Here is a 25,742-nt window from a genome sequence, read left to right on the forward strand (position 1 = left end):
GATTCCGAAGCCAGGCCTTCGCAAGGATTCGCCCATGTCTCGCTGGTTAAAATACATCGCCTGTGCACTCATCTGCAGCCTGACCCTGGGCGCGTGCAGTCGCATGGGCCTGGCCTATCGCAACCTCGATGTGATCATTCCCTGGACGCTCAGCGATTACCTGGACATGAACGGCGAGCAGAAAGGCTGGTTTAACGAGCGCCTCAAGGAACATTTGAGTTGGCACTGCTCCACGCAAATGCCCGGCTACCTTGACTGGCTGGACCGCTTGCAAAACATGGTCGCCAGCAATCAGGTCACCGATGCCGCACTGCAGGACCGCGCCACCGAAGCCAAGCAGGCGATCGCCGAAACCGCGCGGGAAATCACTCCGTCAGCGGTCCAGTTGCTGCGGGGGCTGGATGACAAACAGGTGGCAGAGATGAACGAGGCGTTCGCCAAAGACCAGCGCAAACGTCAGGAGAAATACCTAAACCCCTCCCTTGATCAGCAGATCAAGGATCGCGGCGAACGCATGGAAAAGCGCCTGAATGACTGGCTCGGACCACTCAGTCAGGCCCAGCGGCAACGAGTAGCGGCGTGGTCGAATGCCTTGGGCGACCAGAATACGGAGTGGATTGCCAACCGTGCTCACTGGCAAAAGCAATTCAGCGCAGCGGTAGCCCAACGTCAGAGCCCAGAATTCCCACAGCGAATCGAGACGCTTCTGGTCGACCGAGAACGCCTGTGGACACCGGCTTATCGGCAGGCCTTTGCCAAAACCGAAGCGCAAGCGCGTTCGCTGTTTGTCGACCTGATGGCAGAAAGCACGCCGGAACAACGTCAACGGCTGCTGACAAAGATTGAAGGCGTGAAGAAAGACTTCAGTGATCTGAAGTGCCTGAAAGCTGCAAAACAAAACTGACAAAGCACTTATTTACTGTAGGAGCGAGCCTGCTCGCGATAGCGGTGGGTCGGTCGACGCGAATATCGACTTCTCCACCGCTATCGCGAGCAAGCGTACTCCAACACGCTATCGCAGAAGATCAGGCAATCTGCGCCTTGGACGCCACCTCATCGAACGTCAGCTCATCCAGCGCATCTTCCTGTTCATCGAGCACTTGCCGAGGATGCTCATTGCCCGGAATGCTGCTGTCGATCAGGCTCAATAAACTCGAGCCCCGGGGCGTCAGAATGTAGTTGGCACCGGTGCCGCCCTGTTCCTCAGGCCGAGGTTCGATGTAGCCCCGCTCCAGCAGGAGCTTTTCATATTCGCCCGCCACCGCTTTGAGATGGTCAAGGTTCTCTGTCTGTTCACCCTCCGACGCCTTTTCTGCTGCGTATTGCTCGGCATAGGGCCGTGGGGTAAAGCTGGCTTCGCCGCGCTGCACCTCGTGCAGCAAGCGCTCGATCAAATCCCAGTTATAAGTCGTCATCCTGCAACCTCCGGTGCCCGTGAGTGGGGGCTTCATAGTGTGTGACCGGCAGGCCGGGCGGCCGTTCACCCTGGATTTTTCAGCCCGACCGACCGGCGGCATGTCGAATTCCAGGCATGCCAAACGACTAGGCTGTGTAAGTCACTCCCAGCCCCACGCAGGAGAAAAAACAATGAACGTTCAGAACCATCCCGTCGTGTCGCGGGAAGAATGGCTCGCCGCCCGCAAGCAACACCTGGCCCACGAAAAAGCCTTCACCAAGGAACGGGATAAACTCAGCGCCGAACGCCGCGCCTTGCCTTGGGTGAAAATCGACAAGGACTACCACTTTCAAGGTCCGAACGGCGAATTGAAGCTCGCCGACCTGTTTGGCGGCCGCAGTCAGTTGATCATTTACCATTTCATGTTCGCCGAGGGCTGGGACGAAGGTTGCCCCGGTTGTTCGTTTCTTTCCGACCACATCGATGGCGCCAATCAGCACCTGGCCCACCATGACGTTGCAGTGGTGGCGGTTTCCCACGCACCTTTCGCCGAATTCCAGGCATTCAAGCGACGCATGGGGTGGAAGTTTGACTGGGTCTCGTCAGAGGGCTGCGACTTCAACTACGACTTTGGCGTCTCGGCCAGAGCTGAAGATGTCGCCGCCGGCAAGGCCACCTACAACTACGAAAAAACTGACGGCTCCGAGGAAGAACTTCCGGGCCTCAGCGTGTTTTATCGCAACGAGGATGGCGAAATTTTTCACACCTACTCAACCTATGCCCGAGGCCTGGACATGCTGGTGGGTGCCTACAACTACCTGGATTTGACGCCCAAGGGGCGAAATGAAGAGGAGATCATGGAGTGGGTGAAGCATCACGATAAATATGACGATAATGCGCCGGCAACTTGCTGCCATGGGTGAATCTGAACTTTTTCCATGCTTGAGGCCTCAACCGGTTAACCCGCCTTAACCGGAACTGAGGCCTGACACATGAAAAACCTGCTCAAGCTCACCCTCGCCGCCACCCTCGCTTGCGCACTGCCTGCCTGGGCCTGTACGCCCGAAGAGGCCACAGCCAAACGCGAACAACTGGCCAAGGAAGTCACCAGGCTCACCGAACAGAACCCGGCCAAGGCCAAGGAAATCAACGATGAGCTGCAAAAAATGGACCTGGGAACGGCTGCGAAAGACCTGCCGGACAAGTGCCAGTTGATCGATCAGCGTTTGAAAGAGCTGGGAACGGCAGAGAAGAAGGCCGACAGCTGAAAACAGACATAAAAAAACCCGGGCTTTGCCCTTGATGCTGTTCACGTAAGAGAACGTCAGCAACCTGTGGCGAGGGAGCTAACTCCCTCGCCACAAGTACAATGTTCGTCCTTAGGTGAAGAGAATCAGGACTTTGTCCGGGTATTTCCAGAACGCTACGGCGCTTTATTCAGCCGCCGGTGCTTCCGGCTTGCGACGTTTCAGCGGGGCCATACCGTCCTTGCTCACCAGCGAATCGCTTTTCGGGCGATTGACGCTCTTGCGTTTGGTCGGGGTCTTGGCGGCGGTTTTCTTCTTGTCGCCCTTGGCGTCGGTCTTTTTCTTCTTCACGCCGACGGCCTTGCCCGAAGCCTTGACCTTTTTCGGTCCGCCGTAGGTGCCTTTGACTTCCTTGATGGTGCGGCGCTCGAAGCTCTGCTTGAGGTAGCGCTCGATGCTCGACATCAGGTTCCAGTCGCCGTGGCAGATCAGCGAGATGGCCAGGCCATCGTTGCCAGCGCGGCCGGTACGACCGATGCGGTGTACATATTCGTCGCCGCTGCGCGGCATATCGAAGTTGATCACCAGATCCAGGCCGTCCACGTCGAGACCGCGAGCGGCGACGTCGGTCGCCACGAGGATTTTCACCCCACCCTGCTTCAGCCGGTCGATCGCCAGTTTGCGATCTTTCTGGTCTTTCTCGCCGTGCAGCACGAACGCTTTGTATTCCTGAGCCACCAGACGACCATAGATACGGTCGGCCATCGCCCGGGTATTGGTGAACACGATGGCCTTCTGGTAGGTCTCGTTGGCGAGCAACCAGTTGACGATCTGTTCTTTGTGCTGGTTGTGGTCAGCGGTGATGATTTGCTGACGGGTGGTTTCGTTCAGCTGGCTGACCGCGTTGAGCTGCAGGTGCTCAGGATTGTTCAGGACCTTGGCGATCATCTCGCGCAGACCGGAGCCACCCGTGGTAGCGGAGAACAGCATGGTCTGCTGACGGTTGGTGCACTCATCGACCAGACGCTGCACGTCATCGGCGAAGCCCATATCGAGCATGCGATCGGCTTCGTCGAGCACCAGCACTTCAACTTCTTTCAAGTCGAGGTTACCGGCGTTCAATTGCTCGATCATCCGCCCGGGCGTACCGATCAGGATGTCCGGCACCTTGCGCAGCATGGCGGCCTGGACCTTGAAGTCTTCACCGCCGGTGATCAGGCCGGATTTGATGAAAGTGAACTGCGAGAAGCGTTCAACTTCTTTCAGGGTCTGCTGGGCCAGTTCACGGGTTGGCAGCAGGATCAGGGTCTTGATGCTGACGCGGATCTTGGCCGGCCCGATCAGGCGGTTGAGGATCGGCAAAACGAACGCAGCGGTCTTGCCGCTACCGGTTTGCGCTGTCACCCGCAGGTCACGCCCTTGGAGCGCCAGCGGAATGGCCGCTGCTTGCACAGGCGTTGGCTCGACAAATTTCAGCTCGGCCACGGCTTTGAGCAGGCGTTCGTGCAGGGCGAATTGGGAAAACACGGGTGCTACCTCGAAGAAATACAAAAAATCAGCTGCATAGGGTAACGGTTTCGAGCGCCGAGGCCGAGTTTCTTTATGCAAACGACAGTAAACAGTGGCTTTTTTGTTGCCTGATTTGTCTCCGAAGGTAATACAAAGCGTCTTAAATGCTCTAATCGCCCGTCGCGTCTCACAGAAGAATCGTTTTTACCCATGGATATCAAACAGCTCTGGCTCAACGCCCAAGACCTTTGGGGTGCACTCGATCAACATCCCGTCGTGCATGCCGGCCTTGCGCTGGCGATGCTGCTGGTCATAGCGCTGCTGCTCGGACGAGTGGCGCGCTACCTGATCCTGCATGCCAGCCGAATGCTTGGCCGCCAGCCTGCGTTGCACTGGATCAACGACTTTCGTCACAACAAGGTGTTTCAACGCCTGGCGCAGATGACGCCGTCGTTGGTAGTCCAGTTCGGCCTGCACTTGGTGCCGGAACTGAGTAAAACCGCGATGATTTTCCTCGGCAATGTGGCGCTGGCATTCACCGTGCTGTTCCTGATCCTGGCGATCAGCGCGCTGCTCAATGCCTTGCTGGACATCTACGCCCGCACCGAACACGCCCGCACCCGCTCGATCAAGGGTTATGTGCAACTGACGAAAATGGTCTTGTACGTATTTGGCGCGATCATCATCGTCGCTACGCTGATCGATCGCTCACCGCTGTTGCTGCTGTCAGGCTTGGGTGCCATGTCGGCGGTGATCCTGTTGGTCTACAAGGACACGCTGCTGTCATTCGTCGCCAGTGTGCAGCTCACCAGCAATGACATGCTGCGGGTGGGTGACTGGATCGAGATGCCACAGGTCGGCGCCGATGGCGATGTGGTGGACATTACGCTGCATACGGTCAAGGTGCAGAACTTCGACAAGACCATCGTCTCGATCCCGACCTGGCGCCTGATGTCCGAATCGTTCAAGAACTGGCGCGGCATGCAGGCTTCTGGCGGCCGCCGGATCAAGCGCAGTCTGTTCATCGACGCCAGCGGTGTGCGTTTTTTGCGTGATGAAGAAGAGCAGAAACTGGCGCAGGTGCATCTGCTGACCGACTACATGTCCCGCAAGCAGGCCGAACTCAAAGCGTGGAATGAAGCCCAAGGCAACCTCGCCGCCATGTCGGCCAACCGCCGACGCATGACCAACATCGGCACGTTCCGCGCCTATGCACTGGCCTATCTGAAAAGCCACGCGCAGATCCAGCCGAACATGACCTGCATGGTCCGGCAGATGCAGACCACGGCACAGGGCATTCCGCTGGAAATCTATTGCTTTACCCGAACCACGGCGTGGGCCGATTACGAGCGGATCCAGGGGGATATCTTCGACTACTTGCTGGCGGTGCTGCCGGAGTTTGGCTTGAGCCTTTATCAGCAGCCCAGTGGCGGCGACTTGCGGGCCGGGTTGTTGCCGGCCCTGCTGGGTTCAAGCCACATTCCCGAGCCGGAAAAAAACCGTATGTAAGGGGTTCAACAGGTCAAGTGGCTAGGTTTTGAAGAGTCGCCGCACATCCACGGGGTCGGCATTTCCGCTCGGGTCAATAGCGAGGAAATACTTCAGCTGCCACTGCTGCGTCTTGATAGCTTGCCGGGCGACGGGCCGGGACCACGGCGGATACACGCGAATCGCTCGCTTACCGCCTTCGCCGGCAATCGACATGACACCTTTGGCAGCCAATATCTCCCGGTCAAACACAAACTGGCCGTCATGGGTTTCATCGCCAACGCTCACCACCACAAAGGCGATACCATCGTCGCGATCGAGTGGTGCAATCTCGCTGGTCGGCGTTGGCCGTTTCCACAACGTGACGAACTGGCCAATCTTGGTCGGCGTGGTTTTCGCCACCCGGAAGACGATCGCCTGGCCATCGAGGCCGAAACGGAAGGCGCCATACTCGGCACTTTCCTCCTCGCGCCGCGCTTCATCCGTCAACGCCAAACCTGCGCGCTTGTAGATCTGCTCAATGGCGGCGATCAAGCCCTTCATGTCCGACTCCGCAACGGCAACACTTCTCGCCTGACGCCCAACCGGCTGATCCAGACCGCCATCAAAATCACAGAGCCACCGAGCAACAACCGCCCCAGCTGCTCATGCTGATTCCAGATCAGCAGATTGATCAGCAACCCCACCGGCACATGCAGGTTGTTCATCACTGCCAGCGTCCCGCCATTGACCAGGCAAGCGCCCTTGTTCCACCAGTACAGCCCCAATGCGGTCGAGACCAGGCCGAGGAACAACAACACAGCCCATTGCAACGGTGCTTCGGGTAGGAAATTCTGTTTGCCGAACAGCAGGAACGCCGGCAACGCCACGGCCAGTGCCCCGAGGTAGAAGTAGCCGAAGCGCCGATAATGCGGCAGATCACTCGGGTGTCGTGCGACCAGATGCTTATAGAGCACCTGCCCGGCGGCATAGGTGAAGTTGGCCAGCTGCAGCAGCAGGAACCCCATGAAGAAGTCGGGATTGATCCGGTCGAAGCGAATCACCGCGGCGCCCGCGACCGCCACCAGGGCCGCGATCAAGGCCCACGGATTGAAGCGACGGTTCAGGGCATCTTCGATCAGGGTCACGTGCAAGGGCGTGAGGATGGTGAACAGCAACACTTCCGGCACCGTCAGCACGCGAAAGCTCAGATACAGGCAGACGTAGGTCACACCAAACTGCAACGCGCCGATCAGCAGCATGCCGCGCATGAACGCCGGTTCCACCGAACGCCAGCGCGTCAACGGAATGAACACCAGCCCCGCCAGCAGCACGCGCACGAGCACCGCGAAGTAACTGTCGACATGACCGGCCAGGTACTCACCGATCAAACTGAAGGAAAACGCCTGGATCAGCGTGACAAAAAGTAGATAGCCCATGCTCGCCTCGTTTCGAATGGCGGCGACGATAGCGGGTTTTGCCAATGATCGCGACCAGTCAAACAATACAAAAACCTGTGGAAGCGGGCTTTTATGCCACCCCATCAAATCGCAGGCAAAAAAAAGCCCGATCTCGCTAAAGCGTTCAATCGGGCTACGGCACTCAGGAGCAATAAGTGCAAAGGGAGGTTCGATGCGCGTACAGGCTTGAAGGGTTGCGCCAGGTCACTAGACCATCGAGCGATTATCTGGCGATTAACAGGTCAGGCCACTTGCGATAGCTTGGCATTGGCCTGGTTCAGGCCTTTCTCCTGGAAGTCGCCACCCAGGTTCATGCCTTCGGCATGGATGAATGTCACATCGTGGATACCGATGAAGCCCATGACCTGACGCAGGTACGGTTCCTGGTGATCCGCCGTGCTGCCGGCATAGATACCGCCGCGCGCCGTCAGCACATAAGCGCGCTTGCCGCTGAGCAGACCTTGAGGCCCGGTTTCTGTGTATTTGAAGGTGACGCCGGCGCGCAGCACATGGTCCAGCCAGGCTTTGAGGGTGCTGGGAATTGCAAAGTTGTACATCGGCGCGGCCATCACCAGTACGTCTGCGGCCAGCAATTCGTCTGTCAGCTGGTTAGACCGCTCCAGCGAAACCTGTTCGATGTCGCTGCGTTGTTCAGCGGGCTTCATCCAGCCACCCAGCAGGTTGATGTCCAGATGCGGTACCGGGTTGACGGCAAGGTCACGAACCGTGATCTGATCCTGCGGATGAGCGGCTTGCCATTGTTTGATGAACGTCTGGGTCAGTTGACGGGAAACCGAGTCTTGCTGACGGGCACTGCTTTCGATGATCAGAACGCGGGACATGGGATGTAGGCTCCATCTGAGAATGCTGTAAGTCGATGGAGTGAAGGTTAAACAGAGTCATATCGATGAAAAAGCGCAAATAATTGCTATAACCCATCAATAAATTCGTTTATAAGCGGAGCATGCCCGTCAGGTTTGCTCCGTTCGGTGTCATTTCGGGGTGCAGCTCAGCTCGATGCGCAGTTTGATGATGTTGCGGCTGAACTTGGCGGTGACGTTTTTGTGTTTGCCAGCCGGTACATCGATCTTTCGGGTGCGTGGAGCTTCCGGGCCGTTGCTGAAAACCGCCTTGCAGCTGGCATCGACATCGCCATAGTTGGCCACCCGAATGGAGCCGATATCGCTATCGGTGTCGAAGGTTTCGTAATCGATCTTCAGGCCATTGAGGTCTTTTTTCACATCGATCGGGTAAGCAGACGCAGTCAGCGGCAACAGGCTCAGCAGTACGCAACCTGATACCAGACAACACATTTTTTTCATTGAGCAGTCTCCAATAAGAACTGCCCAGCTTAGGACAAGAGGAGCACATCATGAAAGCGCCCCGCGTGACCCTTGATCAATGGCGAACACTTCAAGCCGTGGTCGACCACGGTGGTTTCGCCCAGGCCGCCGAAGCGCTGCATCGCTCGCAATCCTCCGTCAGCTACACCGTAGCGCGGATGCAGGATCAGCTTGGCGTGCCATTGCTGCGCATCGACGGGCGCAAAGCAGTGCTGACCGAAGCCGGCGGCGTGCTGTTGCGACGGTCCCGGCAACTGGTGAAACAGGCCAGTCAGCTCGAAGACCTGGCTCACCATATGGAGCAAGGCTGGGAAGCCGAAGTGCGCCTGGTGGTCGACGCCGCCTATCCGAGCGCTCGCCTCGTCCGCGCGTTGACCGCCTTCATGCCGCAAAGCCGAGGTTGCCGGGTGCGATTGCGCGAAGAGGTGCTATCAGGTGTGGAGGAAGTCCTGCTCGAAGGCGTCGCCGACCTGGCGATCACCGGGTTCAGCATTCCGGGCTACCTGGGTGCGGAATTAAGCGACGTCGAATTCGTCGCGGTCGCCCACCCGGAACATTCCCTGCATCGCCTTAACCGCGAACTGAGCTTCCAGGATCTGGAAAGCCACATGCAAGTGGTCATCCGGGACTCCGGTCGCCAGCAACCACGGGACGTCGGCTGGCTCGGCGCCGAACAGCGCTGGACGGTCGGCAGCCTGGCCACCGCCGCGACATTCGTCGGCAGCGGCCTGGGGTTCGCCTGGTTGCCCAGGCACATGATCGAACGAGAACTCAAGGAAGGCACGCTCAAGCTGCTACCTTTGGATCAGGGCGGCAGCCGTAACCCGAGCTTCTATCTGTATTCGAACAAAGACAAACCCCTCGGGCCAGCCACACAGATTCTCGTCGAATTGCTGCGCACCTTCGACACTGCACCACTGGACGCACCGTTCGCCGCCCCCGAACAAGCCTGACACGGAGTGTATGCATGGCCTATTTCGAACATGAAGGATGCAACCTGCACTATGAGGAATATGGTCACGGCACGCCGTTGCTGCTGGTCCACGGGCTGGGTTCCAGCACGCTGGACTGGGAAAAACAGATACCCGCGCTGGCTGCACGCTATCGGGTGATCGTCCCGGATGTACGCGGCCACGGTCGCTCCGACAAACCCCGCGAGCGTTACAGCATTGCCGGCTTCAGCGCCGACCTGATCGCGCTGATGGAGCATCTGAAGCTGGGTCCGACACATTATGTCGGACTTTCCATGGGGGGCATGATCGGCTTTCAACTCGGGGTCGATCAGCCACAACTGCTTAAAAGCCTGTGCATCGTCAACAGCGCGCCGGAGGTCAAATTACGCAGCCGTGACGACTATTGGCAATGGTTCAAACGCTGGAGCCTGATGCGCGTGCTCAGTCTGCGCACCATCGGCAAGGCCTTGGGCGGCAAGCTGTTCCCCAAACCCGAGCAGGCAGATTTACGACAAAAGATGGCTGAGCGCTGGGCAAAAAACGACAAACATGCTTATCTCGCCAGCTTCGATGCCATTGTCGGTTGGGGTGTTCAGGAACGCTTGTCGAAGGTGTCCTGTCCAACCCTCATCATCAGCGCCGACCGTGACTACACTCCGGTCGCGTTGAAGGAAAACTACGTAAAACTGTTGCCTGATGCGCGGCTGGCAGTGATCGCCGATTCGCGTCATGCCACTCCGATGGATCAACCCGAACGCTTCAACCAGACACTGCTCGAATTTCTCACCGCAGTCGACACCACCAATCAGGATCTCTGACCCATGCTGAAAAAAATCGTCCTCGCCGCTGGTTCCGTTCTGTTTGCCGCCAACCTTATGGCCGCAACGCCTGCCAAGGCGCCGCATGTTCTGCTGGAAACCACCAACGGCCAGATCGAAATCGAACTGGACCCGGTCAAGGCTCCGATCAGTACCAAGAACTTTCTTGAGTACGTTGACAGCGGCTTCTACAACAACACGATTTTCCACCGTGTGATTCCGGGCTTCATGGTCCAGGGCGGCGGTTTCACCCAGCAAATGCAACAAAAAGAAACCAAGGCGCCGATCAAGAACGAGCACAACAACGGCCTGGTCAACGTGCGTGGCACCTTGTCCATGGCCCGTACCTCGGTGCCGGACTCTGCCACCAGCCAGTTCTTCATCAACGTCAAGGACAACGACTTCCTCGACCAGGGCGACGGCTACGCGGTGTTCGGCAAAGTCGTCAAAGGCATGGATGTGGTCGACATCATCGTCAACTCGCCTACCACCGTTCGCAGCGGCATGAAAGACGTACCGGCAGATCCGGTGTTCATCAAGTCGGCCAAGCGCATCGACTGAAACCAAGCTGGACAAGGATGTCCGAGCGGTTGCCGGCTCTGTCGGCAACGCTCAATCCGTTCAAAGGAGAGCCCGTTAACGGGTAAACACCGATGCTTTATCGCCGTTTTGAAAAACTGATCGACATCTTCCGCGACGCCCCTTCGGCCGCTCCGCCGGATCGCGTCCTGCCCTTCTATACCTATTACCTCAAACAGGTCTGGCCAAGTTTCGTCGCCCTGTTGATCGTCGGCCTGTTCGGCGCGCTGATCGAAGTCGCGCTGTTCAGCTATCTGAGCCGCATCATCGACCTGGCCCAAGGCACACCCAACGCTGACTTTTTCAAGGTACACGGCCTTGAACTGGCCTGGATGGTGGTGGTGGCGCTCGTCCTGCGGCCGATTTTCGTCGGCCTGCATGATCTGCTGGTGCACCAGACCTTGAGCCCGAGCATGACCAGCCTGATTCGCTGGCAAAACCACAGCTATGTGCTCAAGCAGAGCCTGAATTTTTTCCAGAATGACTTCGCCGGCCGTATCGCCCAGCGCATCATGCAAACCGGCAACTCCTTGCGCGATTCAGCGGTACAAGCGGTGGACGCCCTGTGGCATGTGCTGATCTACGCGATCAGCTCGCTGGTGCTGTTTGCCGAAGCCGACTGGCGCCTGATGATCCCGCTGCTGACGTGGATCGTGGCGTTCATCAGTGCACTGTATTACTTCGTACCGCGAGTCAAGGAACGCTCGGTGGTGTCCTCCGATGCGCGCTCCAAACTGATGGGGCGGATCGTCGACGGCTACACCAACATCACCACCCTGAAGCTGTTTGCCCATACCAACTTCGAACAGCAATACGCTCGCGAAGCGATCAAGGAACAAACCGAAAAGGCCCAACTGGCCGGCCGCGTCGTCACCAGTATGGACGTGGTGATCACCAGCATGAACGGCCTGTTGATCGTCGGTACCACCGGCCTGGCCCTGTGGCTTTGGACGCAGTCGCTGATCAGCGTGGGCGCCATCGCCCTGGCCACCGGGCTGGTGATCCGCATCGTCAACATGTCCGGCTGGATCATGTGGGTGGTCACCGGCATCTTCGAAAACATCGGCATGGTTCAGGACGGCCTGCAGAGCATCTCGCAACCGGTCAGCGTCACCGACCGAGACCAGGCCAAACCCCTGGCCGTGGCCCGTGGCGAAGTGCGTTTCGAAGACGTGGATTTCCACTACGGCAAACAGAGCGGGATCATCGGTGGGCTCAACCTGACGATCAAACCCGGCGAGAAGATCGGCCTGATCGGTCCGTCCGGTGCCGGCAAATCAACGTTGGTCAACCTGCTGCTGCGTCTCTATGACGTGGAAGGCGGGAGGATTCTCATCGATGGCCAGAACATCGCCGATGTCAGTCAGGAAAGCCTGCGTGAACGCATCGGCATGATCACCCAGGACACGTCGTTACTGCACCGTTCGATCCGCGACAATCTGCTTTACGGAAAACCCGACGCCACCGATAGCGAACTCTGGGAAGCGGTGCACAAGGCCCGGGCCGACGGTTTTATCCCAATGCTTTCGGACGCTGAAGGCCGTGTCGGTTTCGATGCCCACGTCGGTGAACGCGGTGTGAAACTCTCCGGTGGCCAGCGTCAGCGCATCGCCATCGCTCGCGTGCTGCTCAAGGACGCGCCGATTCTGATCATGGACGAAGCCACATCGGCACTGGACTCGGAAGTCGAAGCGGCAATCCAGGAAAGCCTCGAGACCCTGATGCAGGGCAAAACCGTCATTGCCATCGCGCACCGGCTCTCGACCATTGCCCGCATGGACCGCCTGGTGGTGCTGGAAAACGGCAAGATTGCCGAAACCGGCAGCCATGCCGAATTGCTGGCATTGGGTGGGTTGTATGCGCGGCTGTGGCAGCATCAGACGGGTGGGTTTGTCGGGATCGATTAACTTCAGATCACCCTGACCCCTGTGGGAGCGACGGTGCGACGATTCGACTTGCCCGCGATGACGGATTCACATTCAACATTGATGTTGACTGATATTCCGCTATCGCTGGCAAGCCAGCTCCCACAAAGACTCCTTGCCAATTACGCCTGCCGGTAAGGCAAGGCTGTCCGCGCTTCTTCGGCATACGCCAACACCCCCAGCCGCTCCTGTTGCAGAAAGTCTTTAACCGCCGCTTTCAGGCCTGGATGGCGCAGGTAATGCCAGGAATGGGTAATCACCGGTTCGAACCCGCGAATCAATTTGTGCTCGCCTTGAGCACCCGCATCGAAGCGTTGAAAGCCGTTGGCGATTGCGTAGTCCATGCCCTGATAGAAACAGGTCTCGAAATGCAGGCGATCGAACTCTGCCAGGCATCCCCAATAACGGCCGTAAAAACTGTCGCCCCCCACCAGGCTGAAAGCCATGGCTACCGGCCGTGAACCTTGTTTGGCAAAAACGACGCGGATCGATTGCGGCATGCGTTCGGCCAACAGGCTGAAAAACGCTCGCGTCAGGTAGGGCCGTTGCCGACGCACTGCGTAGGTGTTGGCGTAGCAGGCGTAGACAAAATCCCACTGCACCTGACTCAACTCACGACCTTCGAGCCACTCGAAATCGAAACCCTGCCCCGCCACCTGTTCCCGCTCTTTACGCATCTGTTTGCGCTTGCGTGAACTCAGTACATCGAGAAAATCCTGGAAGTCCCGGTAGCCGCGGTTTTGCCAGTGATACTGGCAGCCGACACGTTGCAGCCAGCCCGGCTGCTCGGCCAGCGCGGCGTCAGTGAACGGGTCTGTGAAATTGATGTGGGCGCTCAAGAGTTGTTCGATCTCCAGATAACCCGGCAGGCTTTTCAGCAATTCGGAACCGTCCTCCACTGTGGCCGCCAACAAACGCGGCCCGCTGACTGGACTGAAAGGCACTGCGGTCAAAAGCTTCGGGTAGTAATCGATGCCCGCGCGCTCGCAGGCATCGGCCCAGGCGTGATCGAACACGTACTCGCCGTAGGAATGCCACTTGCGGTAGCTGGGCAATGCGGCGATCAGTCGATCACCTTCGGTGTGCAGCAAATGCTCGGGTTGCCAACCGGAGTGAGGTCCGACGCTGCCGCTGTCCTCCAATGCGCTCAGGAACGCGTGAGACAAAAATGGTTGTGTCTCGGGTACCAACGCATCCCATGTTTGCGCAGTGATTTCAGACAGACTTTGCAGGCGCTGCAACGGCATTACACATCTCTCTCATCGATGGCATGAAGCTTTGCGAGTATCGCCCATCGCCATCCGTTGCACACGATCAATTCGACGACAGCGCTCTAAATCAAGAGTTCGCGACGACTCGGCATCGTCATCGACATGCCATCACATTGCCACTTCCTTGTAATAAACCATCGCGATACTGGCGCCTGTTTTTAGAGCGTCGGGTTCTAACCCGGCCACTGTTTTCCGTCCATCAATGGTCGGTTGTGCCCTGGATGGCTCAGCCATCCACTCTCATCTTCGGAGATTGATATGCGTCTTGCTTCCACGAAAACTGCGGCAGCCCTGTGTGGCGGTCTGTTGCTGGCCATGAGTGTTCCGGCCAGCGCCGCAGTCGACGCCAAACTGCTCGACATGCTCAAGGCAAACGGTTCGATTACCAACGCGCAGTACAGTGAACTGCAAGCCGAGCTGGCCCGGGATCAGAAAGAACAGCAAATCGCCCGCCAGGCTCAACAGGAGACTAACGAGCAGATCGCAGCGACCGCGAAGAAAACCAACGAACTGAGCACCTTCGACCAGAAACTGGCGTGGGCTGCCAAGACCCAGTTCAAGGGCGATGTGCGTTTCCGCCAGGAAAACGTGCACAACGATGGCGTGTCGAACAACAAAGACCAGGATCGTCAGCGCATTCGTGCCCGCCTGGGTGCCTATACCGAAATCAACCCGCAAGTCGACACCGGTATCCGAATCGCCACCGGCAACAACGACGACGCGCGTTCTACCAACCAGAGCCTGGACAACTACTTTGACAAGAAGCAGATCTGGCTGGATCAGGGTTACGTCGACTACCACCCCGACGCGATCAAGAACCTGCACCTGGTGGGCGGCAAGATGCCACAACAATGGGTCAGCATGGGCGACGTGATTTGGGATAGCGACATCAGCCCGGAAGGCCTGTCGGTGTCGTACAAGTACCCGCTGAGCGGCAGTACCGAGCTGTTCGGTAGCGCCGGTCACTACACCCTCAAGGACAACGTCGATGGCGACGGCGTGCAGTTCAAACACGACCTGCGCCTGTACGCGGGCCAGTTGGGTGCACGCTTCGGCATCACCGACAACCTTAAGCTGACCCTGGGTGGCAGCGTCTACGGCTACGACAACGACGACGACATCATCCCCGGCGGCACCTCGATCCCGGCCGCATTGGCCATCAACGGCAACAGCCCGAACGAACAATTCAAGCTGTTCGAAGGTTTCGGTCAGCTCGACATCGGCGGCCTGCCAATGCCGCTCTCGCTGTACGGCCAGTACGTCAACAACGACGATGCCAGCAACGATCAGGATACCGCCTGGCTGGCCGGTTTGAAGACCAAGGTCTACGGTTTCGCCATCGACTACAACTACCGCGACGTGCAGCGTAACGCTGTGGTTGGCGCGTTCACTGACTCCGACTTCGCCAACGGCTTCACCGGTTCGCGCGGCAGCAAGTTGAAAGTGAGCTACGAGCTGGACAAGAACTTCAACCTCGGCGCGACGTACTTCATGGCCAACTCTGACTACACCAACGCCACGCTCAAAGACTCCGACATCAACACCCTGCAACTGGATGCTGAAGCGAAGTTCTGATTCACCCCGCTACACGACTCGGGCAGGGAAGCCCGAGTCACGCTTTACAGCCTGGCGTTGGCCCGACGGTCCCCATCATCCGTGCGCCGGACCAACGCGAGTCTGTTTTACCGACCTTGCAGCCTGCCTTGTGCAATCAACGACGATCTCCCACCCGCGAATGGCTTTTGCTCCAGTCGTTCAACAGGCTGTACGCCACTGCCAGCAACGTCGGACCGATGAACAGCCCGATGAAGCCAAACGCAATCAACCCGCCAAACACGCCCAGCAACACAATCACCAGCGGCAGGTTTCCGCCGCGGCTGATCAGGTACGGTTTGAGCACGTTGTCCACGCCACTGATGATGAATGTGCCCCAGATGCCGAGGAATATTGCCATCCCGTAGTCACCTCTCCATGCCAGCCAGGCGGTAGCTGGAATCCACACCAGCGGTGGCCCCATGGGAATCAGGCTAAGCATGAACGTTACGATGCCGAGCACCAAAGCCCCCGGCACACCGGCAATCAGGAAGCCGACCAGCGCCAGGACGGCCTGGGCCGCTGCCGTACCGATCACGCCGTTCACTACCCGCTGCACCGTGCCCGCCACCAATTCGATGTAGTACCCGGCCCGTTTACCGATCAGGCGCTCCAGCAAGCCATGGACAAACGCCGCCAGCCGCGGACCGTCGCGATAGAAAAAGAACACGAAAACAATGCTCAAAGTCAGTTCGAGAATGCCGCCACCAATCTGCGCACTGCGCGCCAGCAGCCAGTTACCGACCTGACCGAAGTAGGGTTTGAGCGACACCATCATGGCCGCGCCCTGCTGATCGACACTGTTCCAGATTCCCAGCAGTCGCTCACCCACCAGCGGAATGCTGCCCAGCCAGTCCGGCGCTTGCGGCAGACCATCGACCTGCACATCCTTGATGAACGCCGTGGCGTCGCGCACATGGTCCGCCAGGTTGAAGCCCAGCCAGACCAGAGGCGCTGCCACCAGCACCATCCAGCCCACGGTCAACAGCGCCGCCGCCAGGGATTCGCGACCATTTAGCCAACGGGTCAGCAAGCGCATCAGTGGCCAACTGGCAAACGCCAGCACCGCCCCCCAGAACAACGCTGACCAGAACGGTGCCATCACCCAAAAGCTCGCGCCAAACAGCACCAGGAGCAGGATCTGCACCAACAGCCGATCATTATTGATCATCTAAAGTCTCAAAAAATCAGTTCGAAAGAGTTGGCGAACGCGTTACGCGCGTTCGCCGGGTTAAAGCCTAGCGCAATAGCTGGATGTGCAGGCCAGAGCCTTCGACGCTGCCGGTTTCCAGCCGTGCCGCACGCACGCCCTGAGCGATCAGCGCCTGCCGCCAGGCTTCGGCAGCAGGCCCGGAAACACTGACCCGCAACGTCGTGTCCAGGTTCAGACCACGGGAAATCAAACGCAGCCAGGTGTCATCCGGTGCATCCGTGAGTTTGGGAAAGTCGAGTTCGCCGGTGCTTTTGAGTTCACGCAGCAAGGTCGCCGAGGTCGGCAGCAAATCGCCCAGCGGCGCAGCGGCATCGAACTGCTCGACGTGCAGGTAGGCTTTGCGATTGCCACGGGTGATGCTGTAGAGCGCCACCAGTGTGTTGTCTTTCGGAGCAGCCAGGCGCAACAGCAGGTACGCCTGCTCATTGTCGGCGCCATAGAGCTTGGCGTTGCCGAAGACTTCGTTGGCCCACAGGCTGCTTTCGCCGCAATCACGGGCCTGGCACCAGAACAGCAACTGGGCGTCCTGTTTCTGCAAGGCTTCGCGGGCGGCCGTGAATGCTTCGGTGGATGAATGCTCCGGTGGCAGCTCGTAGGTCACTGACGTGGCATTGCCACGGGCGCTGACCTGGCCATCGAAGCGCAGCTGGCCGCTGATCTTGCGGATCGAACCCAGTGGGTAAATTCGCTCGATGTCGACCGGAACGCGATAGTCGACGATCTGCGCATCGGCCATGCGCGGCACGATCGGCAAATCCTGACTGCCAGGCACATCAGCGGCCAACAACACGGGACTGAAACTGCACAGTGCCAACAGACTGAGGGAACGCATCGATAGACTCATCGGATCAGCATGGCCTGGGCACCCTTGATGACACTCGCTTCATCGGCGCGCTGTGGCACCAGCAAGCCACGTTGCACCGCAGGACGCGCCTCCATGGTCGCCATCCAGCGTTGCAACGCCGTCAAACCTTCCACCGAGACACCGGACCACTCGTAGCCACGTACCCAGGGGAACGTCGCGATATCGGCGATGCTGTAGTCGCCGGCAAGGAACTCGACGGCTTGCAGGCGCGTGTCGAGGACTTCGTAGAGGCGACGGGTTTCATGCTGATAGCGATCGATTGCACCCTGCAGCTTTTCCGGGAAATAACGGAAAAACACGTTGGCCTGGCCCTGCATCGGGCCGATGCCGCCCATCTGGAACATCAGCCACTGCAATACCACCGAACGCCCCTTGGGGTCGGCTGGCAAAAGCTTGCCGGTCATTTCAGCGAGGTAAATCAGGATGGCACCGGATTCAAACACGGCAAAATCGCCGTTGGCGCGATCGACGATCGCCGGAATACGCCCATTGGGGTTGATCTTGAGGAAGTCCGCGGACTTCTGTTCCTTTTTGTCGAAACTCAGGGCATGCACCTTATAGGGCAGGCCGAGTTCCTCGAGCACGATAGAGACCTTGTGGCCATTCGGGGTCGCAGCGGTGTACAGATCTATCATGGTTGTCTCCCATTTCAACCCGACCAGCCTCGACAGTTGCCTGGTGCAAGTCAAGGAATGGCGAAGAACCGATTGAAACAGTCTGCGACAAGGTCGGCACCGGACTCGTCGTTCAAGTGCAAATGGTGGCCACCAGGCAGCTGTTCACGGCTAAAGGGTAGACGCTCCAGTAATTCTGGATGTTTGGCGAGCATGCCGTCGGCGGCCACCACCAGTTTTGCCGGACAACTCACCCGCTTGACGAATGCCATTGCCTGTTCGGTCGTAAGACGCAGCGGCGATGGCAGCGTGAGGCGGTTATCGGTGCGCCAGGTGTAACCGCCCGGCACCGGCATCAAGCCACGTTGCGCCAGCAGTTCGGCGGCTTCGCGACTGACCGCCACCAACCCTTTCATTCGAGCCTCGACGGCTCGATCGAGGGTGTCGTAGACCGGTTTGCGTTTTTCTTGCAAATCCAGCTGCGCTTGCAGGGCCATGCCCATGCGTTCGGCCGCATTTTCGCCCTTGTCGGTAGGCGGAATGACGCCATCGATCAAGGCCAGATGAGTGACGCGCTCCGGCAAAGACCCGGCGATGATCAAGGACGCGATCGCCCCCATCGAGTGGCCCAACAGGGCAAAGCGCTTGAGGCCCATTTGTTCGGCGACTTGCAGCACATCGTGGGCATAGTCCCACATGGCGTACCCCGCGCCCGGCGGGCGATGCCCGGAATGGCCGTGCCCTGCCATGTCCAGTGCAATGATGCGCAGACCTTTAAGCTTCGGCGCCAGTCGGGCGAAGCTGTTGGCGTTGTCGAGCCAGCCGTGCAAGGCAATCACCGGCAATCCGTCTTCCGGGCCGAACAGATGCGCCGCCAGCTCGATGTGCGGCAGGCTCAAGCGGACTTCTTCAACGACGTGACTCATGCGCAATCCTGTGGGCGGCGTCCTTCCCATTTGCTGAACAGGTTTTTCAGCAACAGGGCGGTGTCTTGCGGACGTTCGAGGGGAAACATGTGGCCTCCAGGCATGGTCAGGGACTCTCCCAAAGGCATGCGCCCGACCGAACTGGCGTGGTGGCGCATCACCACCCGGCTGCTGCGCCCGCGCACCACCGCCAGCGGCACTTTCAATTGTCGCGTGCGGCCGGGGCTGGTGTGGGGTACGCCACGGTAGATACTGATTTCCGTGGCCGGGTCGAAGCGCAGGCGCAGCTTGTCACCGACCTTGTGCAAGCCGTGTTGCAGATAGGCGTCGAAACATTCCGGATCGAAGCTGCGAAACAGGGTTTTGCCGGCGAAATAGCGGCGGGCACTGTCGAGATCGGCGAACTCTTCCCGCCGCCCCAGGGTACGACCCGCCGGGGTCAGGCGATCGATGAAACCCAAACGCTTGGCCGCACGGATCACCCATTGATCGGTCCGGGTCAGCACAGGGGAATCAAGCATCACCACGCCGCGATAGAGATGAGGACAGCGCAACGCCGCGTGCTGGTGCAGTACGCCACCAAATGAATGGCCGACGCCCCAAACCGGCTCCGGCTGCTGCTCCAGGTGATGAATCAACTCATCCACCAGGTTGTACCAGTTGTCGTCCGCCGGAAAACGCGGGTCATGGGCGTGCTGCTCCAGATGCGTCACCTGATACTCGGGCGCCAGCGCCGCGAACAGTTTGCCGTAGGTGCCCGAAGGAAACCCGTTGGCGTGGGCGAAAAATATCTGTTGCGACATACCGGCAAATCCATGAGCGAAAACAGGTGTTGATTGTCCGTAAGACCACGTACTACAGCAATGACCGTAACTGACAGGAATGATGACAGTCCGGTCAAAGCTATGGACTGCTCTCAACGTGCCGGCGGATTCTCGCCCAACGGCACCACCGCCATGGTCAAGCGCGACACGCAACTGGCCTTGCCCTCATCACTGGTCAGGCGGATGTCCCAGACATGGGTCGTGCGCCCGATGTGAATCGGCTTGGCCACCGCCGTCACTCGCCCGCTTCGCAGGCCGCGCAAATGGTTGGCGTTGATTTCCAGGCCCACGCAGTAAAACTTGCTGGCGTCGATGCACAGGTAACTGGCCATGGAGCCGACGGTTTCAGCCAGCACCACCGAAGCGCCGCCGTGCAGCAAGCCATAAGGCTGGTGGGTGCGGTGGTCGATGACCATGCTCGCGGTCAGCGACTCTTCATCAAAGGCTTCGAAACGGATGTCCAACACTTCGCCAATAGTGTTCTTCTGGATTGCATTCAACTGTTCGATGTTGGGGGTGGTGCGCCACAAACTCATCGCTGGATTCCTTGTTGGTTTTGTTCGTGACTCAATCCTGCCACAGCACTGCTTCGCTGCGCTCGCTCCATTCTTCGAATTGCCCACCGTAAGCCGCTTCGATGACGTTGCGCTTGATCTTCAAGGTCGGCGTGAGGAAGCCGTTTTCCACGGCCCAGCTGTCCTTGACCACCACCAGACGCCGCAGACGTTCGTGCTTGTCGAGTGCGGCATTGACCTCCTCGAGCAGTTTTTCCAGGCTTGAATGCAACCCCGCGCGCGCCTCCTGTTGCCCGACGGCCGAGAGTACGCATAGCCCCAACGGCGCACTCAAGCCATCGCCGACCACGCAAACCTGTTCGATGCGCGAATGCACCGCCAAGCGATTTTCAATCGGTGCCGGTGCCACGTATTTGCCTTTGCTGGTCTTGAAGATTTCCTTCAAACGCCCAGTCAGGCGCAAGTTGCCTTCGGCGTCCTCTTCGCCTTTGTCGCCGGTCCGCAGGAAACCGTCCTCGGTGATGGTTTCAGCGGTTTTCTGCGGTTCCTTGAAATAGCCGAGCATGGTCGCGCCGCTGCGCACCAGCACCTCGCCCGATTCCTCGATGCGCACTTCCACCTCGGGGCATGGCTTGCCGATCCAACCGGGTTTGTTCTGGCCCGGCAGGCATATGTGCGAGTAACCACAGCTTTCGGTCATGCCGTAGACCTCCAGCACGTCCAGGCCCAATTTGCGGTACCACAGCAACAAGGTCTGTGGCACCGGCGCGGCACCGGACAAGGCCACGCGCAACGCATCAAGCCCCAACCCGGCGAGCACCTTGTGCCCAACCCGCTTGCCGATAAACGGCAAGCCGAGCAAAAAATCGAGGCGTTTTGCCGGGATCTTGCTGTACACGCCCATCTGGAATTTGGTCCAGATCCGCGGTACGCCAAACAGCGCCGTCGGTCGCGCACGTTTCAGGTCGGTGAGAAAAGTATCGAGGCTCTCGGCAAAAAAAACGGTTTGCCCGGTATAGATCGAGGCCAGCTCGACGAACATCCGTTCCGCCACATGGCACAACGGCAAATAGGACAACAGTCGGTCCGACTCGTTGAGGCCGAACAACGAAGTGCCACGTGTGGTCGCAAACCCAAGGTTGCCGAAACTGTGCATCACGCCCTTTGGCATGCCGGTGGTGCCGGAGGTGTAGATGATCGTCGCGAGTTGATCGGCAGCAGGCTTGGGATCGTCCTGGATCGGTGAGCTGCGTTGCAGATCGGCCCAGCTGAAATCGAAGGTGCCAGGCGGATGCAGCGGCAGGCTGATCGTCACCAAGTCCGGGCTCACCCCTCGGGACATACCGGGCCAGTCGTCGAGTTTGCCAATAAAGGCCAGGGCCGCTTCAGAATGCTCCAGCACCTGGGCCACGGATTCGGCCGTCAGGTTCGGGTACAGCGGCACCGAGACATGGCCAGCCATCCAGATCGCCAGGTCGGCAATGATCCAGTGGGCGCAGTTTTTCGAGATCAGGGCGATATGGCTGCCTTGTGGCAACTCCCGCGCTCGCAACCAATGTGCTGCACAGCGGGCCTGATGGCCGACGTCGGCCCAGGTCAGGGTCTCGACTTGCCCACCGCCAACGGGCTGCACCAAAAAGCGCTGGCGTGGATGACGGGCTTCACGCTCGTAGAAAACGTCCAGCGGCAAACGAAAAGCAGCAGACATGCGACTCGCTCCTGTTTTTTTGTTCTGGAGCAAGCGTAGTCAACCAAGCAAGTGCTTGGTTAGCTATTTTGTACGATTTTTTTCAAGCCCTCTCTGCCTGTAGAAGCGAGGCTTGCCCGCGAAGGGAGCCTCTGAATTGCCAAAAGCTTCGCGGGCAAGCCTCGCTCCTGCATAAGAAAAATCAAAGACGGCTATGGGTGCTTGACGCTGTTGAGCCTCATCGAGCCGACCAGCAGTTCACTGCCTTCGAGTTCCGCCAGCCCGGCAGTGCTGATCCGCTCCGGTGGGTGTCCGGCACCGTGTTGCAAATAGCTCAGCAAATTGCCCACCAACGGGTTGTGACTGACCAGCAGTACGTCACTCACCGCAACCATCTGCTCGGCCACTTTGTCCGGATCAGTGTCCGGTGTCAGCCAATCGACAGTGCGGATTTCCGGTTCGAAACCCAACGCTTCGCGCACCAACTGCGCTGTTTGCTGTGCGCGCAGGTAGGGGCTGGCGTAGATCGCGGTCAGCGGCTGGCCGATCAGCAGTGCCGCACTGCGCAATACTTCTTCACGACCGTGGTCCGTCAGTTCCCGCTCCGAATCGTGGGGGCGGGAGCCGTGTGGTACGGCTTCACCATGACGCAATACCCAGAGTTTCATAGCTTGGGTTCCTCATCTCGGGCCGGATGCGGCGCTGGCGCCACGACGTGCGGCGCTTCACCTTCCGGCGTACGCGGCGTCGGCCAATCGGCGAACGGCCAAGGCTTCTGGTCGCTGTGAAAACTGCCGAACCGACCGATCTGAGCCAGGAACTGGCTCAGACTGTCGCCGAAGTTCATCAAACTGGCGCTCGGGGCGCCGTAAATCAAACGATAGATCAACTGCACCAGCACCACGGCACCCAGGATGAATTGCGCCACTTGCCAGACCAGCACAAAAACCACCATCCACAACACCCGCAGCAGGATGGATTCGTACTTGGCTTCTACTTTCTGATCGTTCATGTCTCACTCCGTTCCGGTTAAGGGGTGGGCTCAGTTGAAACCGCTGGTGGAAATAAAGTCGACATCGGTTTTGGGTTCACCACGCATCAACAGCGCGATCACCTGTTCCAGCGTGCGCCCTTCGAACAAAATCGCATGCAGCCCGGCGACCAGCGGCATATAAACGCCCACCTCCTGGGACTTGGCCTTGAGCACCTTGAGGGTGTTCACGCCTTCGGCCACTTCACCCAGGCGATTGACCGCCTCTTCCAGGCTCAAGCCCTGACCGAGGGCAAAACCGACCTGATAGTTGCGGCTTTTCGGCGAGGAGCAGGTCACGATCAAATCGCCCACGCCCGCCAGGCCGAGGAAAGTCATCGGGTTGGCGCCCTGATTGACCGCAAAGCGGGTCATTTCCGCCAACGCCCGGGTGATCAGCATGCTCTTGGTGTTTTCGCCCATCTCCAGTGCCACGGCCATGCCGGCAATGATTGCGTAGACGTTTTTCAACGCGCCGCCCAGTTCCACGCCGAATCGATCCGCACTGGCATACACACGGAAGGTGCGGCCATGCAGCACGGCCTGAACCCGCTCGCAGAGTTCCTCGTCTTCACTGGCAACCACCGTGGCGGTCAGCGCATGTTCGGCGATTTCGCGGGCCAGGTTCGGCCCGGATAACACGCCGATGCGTGCTTGCGGGGCAATCTCTTCGAGAATCTGGCTCATCAATTTGAACGTATGAGCCTCGATGCCTTTGGTCAGGCTCACCAGCATCTTGCCGCGCAGACGCTCGGCGTGCGGCGCCAGCACCGAGCGCAACGCGCCGGATGGCAGCGCAACGAAACTCAGATCGCAGGCTTCAAGGGTGGCTTGCAGATCGGTGACCGGCGTCACGCCGGGCAGAATCTTGATGCCCTTGAGATAACGCGGGTTCTCACGATTGACCCGAATGGCTTCGGCCTGTTCAGGGTCACGCATCCACTGCAGGACCTGGTGACCGTTTTCGGCCAGCAGGTTTGCCACGGCGGTACCAAAACTTCCGCCTCCCAGGACCGCAATCGGGCGCTGTTCAGTCATATGTAATCCGTTAATCCATACCAGTGGCGATGTCGGCATTATACGGAGCGCCCCAGTGTCGGCCAGCCCCTGTGTCAATTACCGGCGCAAGTTGAAAGTTGCAGGATAAAACCCCAGGAAAATGCTGACATCGTGACTGGAAAAGTCATCGGCCTCGGTTAACATGCGCGCCATCAATTGCTGACAAGGATGTGTTGTGTCACTGGGTTCTCCTTCACCTCGCTCGCCGTTGGTGCTGGCGCTGGTCTTCAGCTCGCCATTGCTGGCAGACGACTTGTTCCTCGATAGCGAACCGTTGCCGCAGGTGCTGACGGCCACGCGCCTTAAACAGTCGCCAGCGGCCGTTCCGGGAAGCATGACCGTGATCGACAGTGCGCTGATCAATGCCACGGGTGCCCGGGACATCAGTGAAGTGCTGCGATTGGTGCCCGGAATGATGGTCGGCAACATCAGCGGCAACCAGGCGACGGTGAATTATCACGGCACCAGCGCCAGCGAAGCGCGGCGCATGCAGGTATTGATCGACGGTCGCTCGGTGTACCGCGCCGGCCTGGCTACGGTGGACTGGAGCGACATTCCGGTGGCCATGGAGGATATCGAGCGCATCGAAGTTTTCCGCGGCCCGAACACCGTCAGCTATGGCGCCAATGCGCTGATGGCGGTGGTCAATATCATTACGCGCAACCCGGCCGACAGCCATGGCACGCGGATGAAAGTCACTCGTGGCCAACGCGGCATCAACGATTTTTACGCCAGCCAAGGCGTGGGTTGGAATGACGGAGATCTACGCCTGTCGTTGTCCGGCCAGCAGGACGACGGCTTCGACACCGACCGCAACGGCGCCGATTATCGCGACAGCCGCCGTTTGAATCGCTTCAATCTGGCCGTCAGCCAAGCGCTCGACGAACGCCAAAGCATCGATTGGCAATTGAACGCCAAAGAAGGCAGTAATCAGCGGCCGTATACCTACCGTCCAGTGTTTTCGGGGATTACCCGTGCCGGCGACAATTCTGACGTCACCGCCAAGGATTACGCCGGCTCGTTGCGTTGGAACCTCGATATCAATCCCGACCACAGTCTGTATGTCCAGGGCTCAGCCCAGCATTGGGATCGCCAGCAAACCTGGCGCGCGTGCGATGCCGAGATCTCGTTCAGTCCGCAACTGACCGAACTCTGGCAGCTCAACCCAAACTACACCGAACGCCTGGCACGCAATATCGAACGTTTTACCGGCCCCGGCGCCCCTCCCGGCGAAGCCACCGAGCAAGCATTGGCCAACCAGGCGCTCGATCAATGGCGAAATGGTGCCCGGCAGACCGTTTGCGGCGACATCGATCAAAGCACCCGGGAGACCCGCTACGATCTTGAACTGCAGGACACCCTGAGTCTGTCCGATAGTCTGCGACTGGTCAGTGGCTTGAACTATCGTTACGACCGGGCAGATTCCGAGACTTACTTCAATGGCACCC

Annotated in this window: 27 protein-coding genes; 10 read left to right on the forward strand and 17 right to left on the reverse strand. The window is 58.9% G+C overall.

The window, feature by feature from the left end:
• The first annotated feature begins 34 nt into the window (after positions 1-34).
• A complete protein-coding gene (locus D8V06_RS15010) occupies positions 35-904 on the forward strand; it encodes a DUF6279 family lipoprotein (RefSeq protein ID WP_056853089.1) in 870 nt (289 codons plus the stop codon).
• A gap of 121 nt (positions 905-1,025) precedes the next feature.
• Here the strand turns inward: D8V06_RS15010 and D8V06_RS15015 are convergent, their stop codons facing one another.
• A complete protein-coding gene (locus tag D8V06_RS15015) occupies positions 1,026-1,415 on the reverse strand; it encodes a hypothetical protein (protein WP_056853090.1) in 390 nt (129 codons plus the stop codon).
• 172 nt (positions 1,416-1,587) lie between these two features.
• Here D8V06_RS15015 and D8V06_RS15020 point away from each other — a divergent pair, with 172 nt between their 5' ends.
• Both D8V06_RS15020 and D8V06_RS15025 read left to right on the forward strand, forming a co-directional pair.
• On the forward strand, positions 1,588-2,319 hold the full coding sequence (locus D8V06_RS15020; RefSeq protein ID WP_056853091.1) for a thioredoxin family protein: 732 nt from the start codon (positions 1,588-1,590) through the stop codon (positions 2,317-2,319).
• A 69-nt stretch (positions 2,320-2,388) separates the two neighbouring features.
• A complete protein-coding gene (locus D8V06_RS15025; RefSeq protein WP_056853092.1) occupies positions 2,389-2,664 on the forward strand; it encodes a hypothetical protein in 276 nt (91 codons plus the stop codon).
• A 165-nt stretch (positions 2,665-2,829) separates the two neighbouring features.
• On the opposite strand, the gene D8V06_RS15030 is transcribed toward D8V06_RS15025, so the two are convergent.
• Positions 2,830-4,170, reverse strand: coding sequence for a DEAD/DEAH box helicase (locus D8V06_RS15030; RefSeq protein ID WP_056853093.1), 1,341 nt, complete (start codon positions 4,168-4,170; stop codon positions 2,830-2,832).
• A gap of 192 nt (positions 4,171-4,362) precedes the next feature.
• Between D8V06_RS15030 and D8V06_RS15035 the strand changes: the two genes are divergently transcribed.
• On the forward strand, positions 4,363-5,661 hold the full coding sequence (locus D8V06_RS15035; RefSeq protein WP_056853094.1) for a mechanosensitive ion channel family protein: 1,299 nt from the start codon (positions 4,363-4,365) through the stop codon (positions 5,659-5,661).
• A 21-nt stretch (positions 5,662-5,682) separates the two neighbouring features.
• On the opposite strand, the gene D8V06_RS15040 is transcribed toward D8V06_RS15035, so the two are convergent.
• The 4 genes from D8V06_RS15040 to D8V06_RS15055 all read right to left on the reverse strand — a co-directional run bounded on the left by D8V06_RS15040 (position 5,683) and on the right by D8V06_RS15055 (position 8,401).
• Positions 5,683-6,183 (reverse strand): MepB family protein, encoded by a 501-nt coding sequence (locus D8V06_RS15040; RefSeq protein ID WP_056853095.1) that lies wholly within the window; start codon positions 6,181-6,183, stop codon positions 5,683-5,685.
• A complete protein-coding gene (locus tag D8V06_RS15045) occupies positions 6,180-7,058 on the reverse strand; it encodes a carboxylate/amino acid/amine transporter (protein WP_056853096.1) in 879 nt (292 codons plus the stop codon). Before D8V06_RS15045 ends, D8V06_RS15040 begins: the two co-directional genes overlap by 4 nt.
• A gap of 263 nt (positions 7,059-7,321) precedes the next feature.
• The gene (locus D8V06_RS15050) at positions 7,322-7,921 is read right to left on the reverse strand and encodes an FMN-dependent NADH-azoreductase (RefSeq protein WP_056853097.1); all 600 of its coding nucleotides are present in this window, start codon (positions 7,919-7,921) and stop codon (positions 7,322-7,324) included.
• Between the two features lie 150 nt (positions 7,922-8,071).
• Complete coding sequence (locus D8V06_RS15055) at positions 8,072-8,401, reverse strand: hypothetical protein (protein ID WP_056853098.1); 330 nt, start codon at positions 8,399-8,401, stop codon at positions 8,072-8,074.
• 50 nt (positions 8,402-8,451) lie between these two features.
• On the opposite strand from D8V06_RS15055, the gene D8V06_RS15060 reads away from it, so the two are divergent.
• From D8V06_RS15060 to D8V06_RS15075, 4 genes are all read left to right on the forward strand, one after another.
• Positions 8,452-9,375 (forward strand): LysR family transcriptional regulator, encoded by a 924-nt coding sequence (locus tag D8V06_RS15060; RefSeq protein ID WP_056853099.1) that lies wholly within the window; start codon positions 8,452-8,454, stop codon positions 9,373-9,375.
• Between the two features lie 14 nt (positions 9,376-9,389).
• Positions 9,390-10,193: an alpha/beta hydrolase gene (locus D8V06_RS15065; protein ID WP_056853100.1), complete on the forward strand. Its 804-nt coding sequence runs from the start codon at positions 9,390-9,392 to the stop codon at positions 10,191-10,193.
• Positions 10,194-10,196: 3 nt separating this feature from the next.
• Positions 10,197-10,754: a peptidylprolyl isomerase gene (locus D8V06_RS15070; protein ID WP_056853101.1), complete on the forward strand. Its 558-nt coding sequence runs from the start codon at positions 10,197-10,199 to the stop codon at positions 10,752-10,754.
• Positions 10,755-10,846: 92 nt separating this feature from the next.
• Positions 10,847-12,679, forward strand: coding sequence for an ABC transporter ATP-binding protein (locus D8V06_RS15075; protein WP_130904798.1), 1,833 nt, complete (start codon positions 10,847-10,849; stop codon positions 12,677-12,679).
• A 140-nt stretch (positions 12,680-12,819) separates the two neighbouring features.
• Here D8V06_RS15075 and D8V06_RS15080 read toward each other — a convergent pair whose 3' ends face one another.
• Positions 12,820-13,944 carry a GNAT family N-acetyltransferase gene (locus D8V06_RS15080; protein ID WP_056853103.1) on the reverse strand — a complete coding sequence of 375 codons (1,125 nt, stop codon included), beginning with the start codon at positions 13,942-13,944 and terminating at the stop codon, positions 12,820-12,822.
• Between the two features lie 282 nt (positions 13,945-14,226).
• On the opposite strand from D8V06_RS15080, the gene D8V06_RS15085 reads away from it, so the two are divergent.
• Complete coding sequence (locus D8V06_RS15085) at positions 14,227-15,543, forward strand: putative porin (RefSeq protein ID WP_056853104.1); 1,317 nt, start codon at positions 14,227-14,229, stop codon at positions 15,541-15,543.
• 136 nt (positions 15,544-15,679) lie between these two features.
• Here D8V06_RS15085 and D8V06_RS15090 read toward each other — a convergent pair whose 3' ends face one another.
• From D8V06_RS15090 to D8V06_RS15135, 10 genes are all read right to left on the reverse strand, one after another.
• Complete coding sequence (locus tag D8V06_RS15090; RefSeq protein WP_130904799.1) at positions 15,680-16,732, reverse strand: AI-2E family transporter; 1,053 nt, start codon at positions 16,730-16,732, stop codon at positions 15,680-15,682.
• Between the two features lie 67 nt (positions 16,733-16,799).
• Entirely contained in the window at positions 16,800-17,606 is an 807-nt protein-coding gene (locus tag D8V06_RS15095; RefSeq protein ID WP_056853106.1) for a DUF4892 domain-containing protein, read from the reverse strand.
• Between the two features lie 8 nt (positions 17,607-17,614).
• Complete coding sequence (locus D8V06_RS15100) at positions 17,615-18,274, reverse strand: glutathione S-transferase N-terminal domain-containing protein (protein ID WP_056853107.1); 660 nt, start codon at positions 18,272-18,274, stop codon at positions 17,615-17,617.
• A 50-nt stretch (positions 18,275-18,324) separates the two neighbouring features.
• The gene (locus D8V06_RS15105; protein WP_056853108.1) at positions 18,325-19,179 is read right to left on the reverse strand and encodes an alpha/beta hydrolase; all 855 of its coding nucleotides are present in this window, start codon (positions 19,177-19,179) and stop codon (positions 18,325-18,327) included.
• On the reverse strand, positions 19,176-19,982 hold the full coding sequence (locus D8V06_RS15110) for an alpha/beta hydrolase (RefSeq protein ID WP_056853109.1): 807 nt from the start codon (positions 19,980-19,982) through the stop codon (positions 19,176-19,178). The genes D8V06_RS15105 and D8V06_RS15110 overlap by 4 nt, the downstream gene beginning before the upstream one ends.
• 113 nt (positions 19,983-20,095) lie before the next feature.
• The gene (locus D8V06_RS15115) at positions 20,096-20,539 is read right to left on the reverse strand and encodes a hotdog fold thioesterase (protein ID WP_056853110.1); all 444 of its coding nucleotides are present in this window, start codon (positions 20,537-20,539) and stop codon (positions 20,096-20,098) included.
• A 31-nt stretch (positions 20,540-20,570) separates the two neighbouring features.
• Positions 20,571-22,226: an AMP-binding protein gene (locus tag D8V06_RS15120; protein ID WP_130931221.1), complete on the reverse strand. Its 1,656-nt coding sequence runs from the start codon at positions 22,224-22,226 to the stop codon at positions 20,571-20,573.
• A gap of 191 nt (positions 22,227-22,417) precedes the next feature.
• Positions 22,418-22,873, reverse strand: a complete 456-nt coding sequence (sixA, locus tag D8V06_RS15125) for a phosphohistidine phosphatase SixA (protein WP_056853112.1) — start codon at positions 22,871-22,873, stop codon at positions 22,418-22,420.
• Entirely contained in the window at positions 22,870-23,217 is a 348-nt protein-coding gene (locus D8V06_RS15130; protein WP_056853113.1) for a DUF4389 domain-containing protein, read from the reverse strand. The genes sixA and D8V06_RS15130 overlap by 4 nt, the downstream gene beginning before the upstream one ends.
• Before the next feature lie 30 nt (positions 23,218-23,247).
• Positions 23,248-24,273, reverse strand: coding sequence for an NAD(P)H-dependent glycerol-3-phosphate dehydrogenase (locus D8V06_RS15135; protein WP_130904803.1), 1,026 nt, complete (start codon positions 24,271-24,273; stop codon positions 23,248-23,250).
• Positions 24,274-24,469: 196 nt separating this feature from the next.
• On the opposite strand from D8V06_RS15135, the gene D8V06_RS15140 reads away from it, so the two are divergent.
• A partial coding sequence (locus D8V06_RS15140; RefSeq protein WP_130931222.1) for a TonB-dependent receptor plug domain-containing protein occupies positions 24,470-25,742 on the forward strand: 1,273 nt, incomplete at its 3' end.

The sequence above is a fragment of the Pseudomonas sp. Sample_24 genome (genome assembly GCF_004307605.1).
Classification (GTDB): Bacteria; Pseudomonadota; Gammaproteobacteria; order Pseudomonadales; family Pseudomonadaceae; genus Aquipseudomonas.